At 70.6% G+C, this 3,351-nt stretch carries 5 protein-coding genes; 2 read left to right on the forward strand and 3 right to left on the reverse strand.

The genetic code is table 11. From position 1 onward, the window contains the following. Nucleotides 1-213 precede the first annotated feature (213 nt). Entirely contained in the window at nucleotides 214-783 is a 570-nt protein-coding gene (gene rsmD / locus VJS38_RS12475; protein ID WP_324088471.1) for a 16S rRNA (guanine(966)-N(2))-methyltransferase RsmD, read from the reverse strand. Nucleotides 784-908: 125 nt separating this feature from the next. Beyond that, entirely contained in the window at nucleotides 909-1,952 is a 1,044-nt protein-coding gene (locus VJS38_RS12480) for a pseudouridine synthase (protein WP_324088472.1), read from the reverse strand. 12 nt (nucleotides 1,953-1,964) lie between these two features. Here VJS38_RS12480 and VJS38_RS12485 point away from each other — a divergent pair, with 12 nt between their 5' ends. Beyond that, a complete protein-coding gene (locus VJS38_RS12485; protein ID WP_324088474.1) occupies nucleotides 1,965-2,405 on the forward strand; it encodes a nucleoside deaminase in 441 nt (146 codons plus the stop codon). A gap of 6 nt (nucleotides 2,406-2,411) precedes the next feature. Here VJS38_RS12485 and VJS38_RS12490 read toward each other — a convergent pair whose 3' ends face one another. Further along, a complete protein-coding gene (locus tag VJS38_RS12490) occupies nucleotides 2,412-2,990 on the reverse strand; it encodes a GNAT family protein (RefSeq protein ID WP_324088473.1) in 579 nt (192 codons plus the stop codon). Nucleotides 2,991-3,183: 193 nt separating this feature from the next. On the opposite strand from VJS38_RS12490, the gene VJS38_RS21010 reads away from it, so the two are divergent. After that, nucleotides 3,184-3,351, forward strand: a 168-nt coding sequence (locus VJS38_RS21010) for an NTP transferase domain-containing protein (RefSeq protein ID WP_414692442.1), incomplete at its 3' end; no start/stop codon positions are given.

The following is a 3,351-nucleotide window of genomic DNA, read 5'->3' on the forward strand; positions in this document are numbered from 1 at the left end:
AACCGCTTATAGATCTCGCGCCCGGCGACGTCGGCGGTCACCGGTTCAGCATAGGGCGCGATATCGAGAAGAAGCGTCATCCCGCACTCCAACAAGACGTGCAGGACTTGCCGTATGTTAAGCTAACGCGCCGTTATCCGCGCGGGCGGGTTCGATGAACCTTTTGCGAAGTCTGCGTGACAATCTTAAGGGACATAGGGAAACGCCGTTTCCCTATGTCCCTGAATAGCGCAAGAACCAGACCCGCGCGGCCCCGTAGTCGCGCCCGTCCAGTTCCTGGTAGCCGGGCGAGACCAGCGGCGCCTCGTCGGCGCCGCGCTCGAAGACCACCACCGCGCCGGGCGCCAGCCAGCCGCCGGCGGCGAGCTTCGCCAGCGCCGTCTCGCCCAGGCCCTTGCCATAGGGCGGATCGAGGAAGGCGAGATCGAACGCGGGACCGTCCGCACCCGGACGATCTCCCAGCTGGGCGGCGTCCCGGCGATGGACGCGGGTGCGGCCGAACAGGCCCATGGCGTCGACGTTCTCGCGGATCGCGCCGCGGGCGGCTTCATCGGTCTCGACGAAGAGGCAGAAGGCCGCGCCGCGCGACAGCGCCTCGAAGCCTAGCGCGCCGGAGCCCGCGAAAAGGTCGATGACGCGGAGGTCGCGTACGCCGTGCGACCAGGCGGCGTGCTCCAGGATGTTGAAGATCGCCTGCCGCGCCCGATCCGACGTCGGCCGCGTCGTCTGGCCTTGAGGCGCAACCAGCGCCTTGCCGCGGAATTCTCCGGATACGATGCGCACTGCTGCTCCGTTGGTTCGGCTTAATTTGTCCACGAACTACACGAACGGGTTCAAAGACCTGACGGCCATTGCATTGCAGACCCGGCCACTCGTTCGCGTGGTTCGTGGACAAAGTCCTTGCGGCCTCACCGTCCGCGCTTCGGCGCGCCGGGCTTTTTCGGCGGGTGGGCGCGGGCCTTGGGCTTCGGCTTGGCCCAGCCGGCCTTGTAGGTCTTCTTTTTCGCAGGCTCGGCGGCGGCGCGGGCCTCACCTGAACGGCGTTGCGGGGCGTCGCCGGCCAACGCTGGCCGGGCGCGACGGCCGGGGGTCGGCGTCTGGGCGCGGTGGAACTGCGGGCGGTCGCCCTTGGGCAGGTTCTCCGGCGCGATGTGCTCGGCCAGCTGCTCGCGGATCACCCTGGGCCCGACCTCCTCGATCTCGCCCACCTGCAGCGTGCCGAGCGCGAAGGGGCCGTAGGAAAGGCGAATCAGCCGGTTGACCTTCAGTCCCAGCGCCTCCAGCACCCGGCGGACCTCGCGGTTCTTGCCCTCGGCCAGGGTGACGGTGATCCAGAGGTTGGAGCCCTGGGGCCCCTCCTTGGCCTTGTCGAGCTTCGCGTCGATCGCGCCATAGCGCACGCCCTCGACGGTGATCCCGTCCTTCAGCCTGTCGAGCCGCTCCTGGGTGATCCGGCCGTGAGCGCGGGCGCGGTAGCGGCGCTGGATGGCGGTGGCCGGCAGCTCCAGCCCGCGCGCCAGGCCGCCGTCGTTGGTCAGGAGCAGGAGACCCTCGGAATTGAGGTCGAGGCGCCCGACCGAGATCAGCCGCGGCAGGCCCGCCGGCAGGGCCTCGAACACGGTCGGTCGGCCCTGCGGGTCCTTGTGGGTCGTCACCAGCCCGACCGGCTTGTGGTAGCGGAACAGGCGTGCGGGCTCGGCCTCGTTCACCACCTGGCCGTCGACGGTGAGGATGTCGCCCGGCTCGACCTTGACCGCCGGCGTCGTCAGCACGCGGCCGTTCAGCGCCACGCGGCCGGCGGCGATCATCTGCTCGACGTCGCGGCGCGAGCCCACGCCGGCGCGCGCCAGGGCCTTGGCGATGCGGTCGCCGCCGGGCTCGGCGGGGCCAACCTGGGCGCTCTGGGCTTGACCGGAAGCAGGCCGGCCGGTTCGGTGCGGATCGTGGACCATATTCAGCGCACCATGCGCATCGCCCTCGAAGCGGCGCAAGCCGCCGCCTTGGCCGGAGAGACCCCGGTGGGCGCCGTCGTGTTCGATCCGGCCACCGGAGAGGTCATCGCCACCGGCGCCAACCAGCCGATCGGCGCGCAGGATCCCACCGCCCACGCCGAGATTGTGGCGATCCGGGCGGCGGCTGCGAAGCTCGGCAACTACCGGCTGACAGGCCTGGGGCTGGCGGTGACGCTGGAGCCCTGCGCCATGTGCGCCGGCGCGATCAGCCATGCGCGCATCGGCGCCCTGGTCTATGGGGCGGACGACCCCAAGGGCGGCGCCGTCGTCCACGGCCCCCAGTTCTTCGCCCAACCCACCTGCCACTGGCGGCCGCAGGTGGTGGGCGGCGTGCTGGCCGAGGAGAGCGCGCAGATGCTGCGCAGCTTCTTTCGGGCGAGGAGGGGGAAGTAAGGGGCGTTACCGCGCCAATCGCCGATCCAGCCCCTCCCGCACCCTCGGCCACTCGTCCGCCAGCACCGAGAAGCAGACCGTGTCGCGCACGCGCCCCGTCCAGGTGACGCGGTCCTGGCGCAAGATCCCCTCCTGCACGGCGCCCAGCTTCAGGACCGCGGCGCAGGAGCGGGCGTTGAGCGCGTCGACCTTGAGCTGCACCCGGCGCGCGCCGCAGGCGAAGGCGTGGCCGAACAGCAGCCGCTTGGCCGCCGGGTTCACCACCCCGCCGCGCACGTCCGGCCGATAGTAGGTGCCGCCGATCTCGACCGAGGCGTTGATCGGATCGACCGCCAGGAAACAGCTGAGCCCGACCACCTTCCCCCGCGCCAGCACGGCGAAAGGCATGGTCTGGCCGCGCCCGGCGTCGGTCAGCAGCTGGTTGAAGCGCGGATCGAAATGCTCGCCCGCCATCGAATAGGGATAGAGCGCGGCCCAGATCTCGGTATCGGCGGCGCAGGCGGCGCGCAGGGGCTCGCGGTGCGCCTCGCCGAGCGGCGCGAGGCGGACGAAGGCGTTCTCCAGGGGTGCAACTTCCAGCTTCATCGGTCGGCTTCGCAACTTTTTTCAGAAATTTTCCAGCTTGGCCATTGAACAGGCGCCGGCGGCGCCTATCTCAGCCCTGCCCATCCTGGGCGTTACCTCCCTTTGACTGCCAGCCGGGCCCGTGGGTCCGGCGTTTTTTTTGCCCAGCGGTTTGCGCTGGAAGCGCACGGCGCGCCGGGCCATTGGGGAGGGTATGACGCTGGTCCCCGCCCTCAGCCCGACTCTGGTCGTCGCCGTCCTCGCCGGCGGCGAGGGCCGACGCATGGGCGGCGGCAAGGCGCTCAGGCCGTTCCGCGGCGCGCCGCTCGTCACGCATGCGGTCCGCCAGGCGCGCCGCTGGTCGGACCGGGTGGTCGTCTCC

The organism is Phenylobacterium sp. (genome assembly GCF_035276905.1).
In the GTDB taxonomy this organism is placed as follows: domain Bacteria; phylum Pseudomonadota; class Alphaproteobacteria; order Caulobacterales; family Caulobacteraceae; genus Phenylobacterium.

What these genes read in the sequence shown, in the direction of transcription:
- VJS38_RS12485 (WP_324088474.1), top strand. Translation starts at nt 1,965, where the DNA reads ATGCGCATCGCCCTCGAAGCGGCGCAAGCCGCCGCCTTGGCCGGAGAG.
- VJS38_RS12480 (WP_324088472.1), bottom strand. Translation starts at nt 1,952, where the DNA reads ATGGTCCACGATCCGCACCGAACCGGCCGGCCTGCTTCCGGTCAAGCC.
- VJS38_RS12490 (WP_324088473.1), bottom strand. Translation starts at nt 2,990, where the DNA reads ATGAAGCTGGAAGTTGCACCCCTGGAGAACGCCTTCGTCCGCCTCGCG.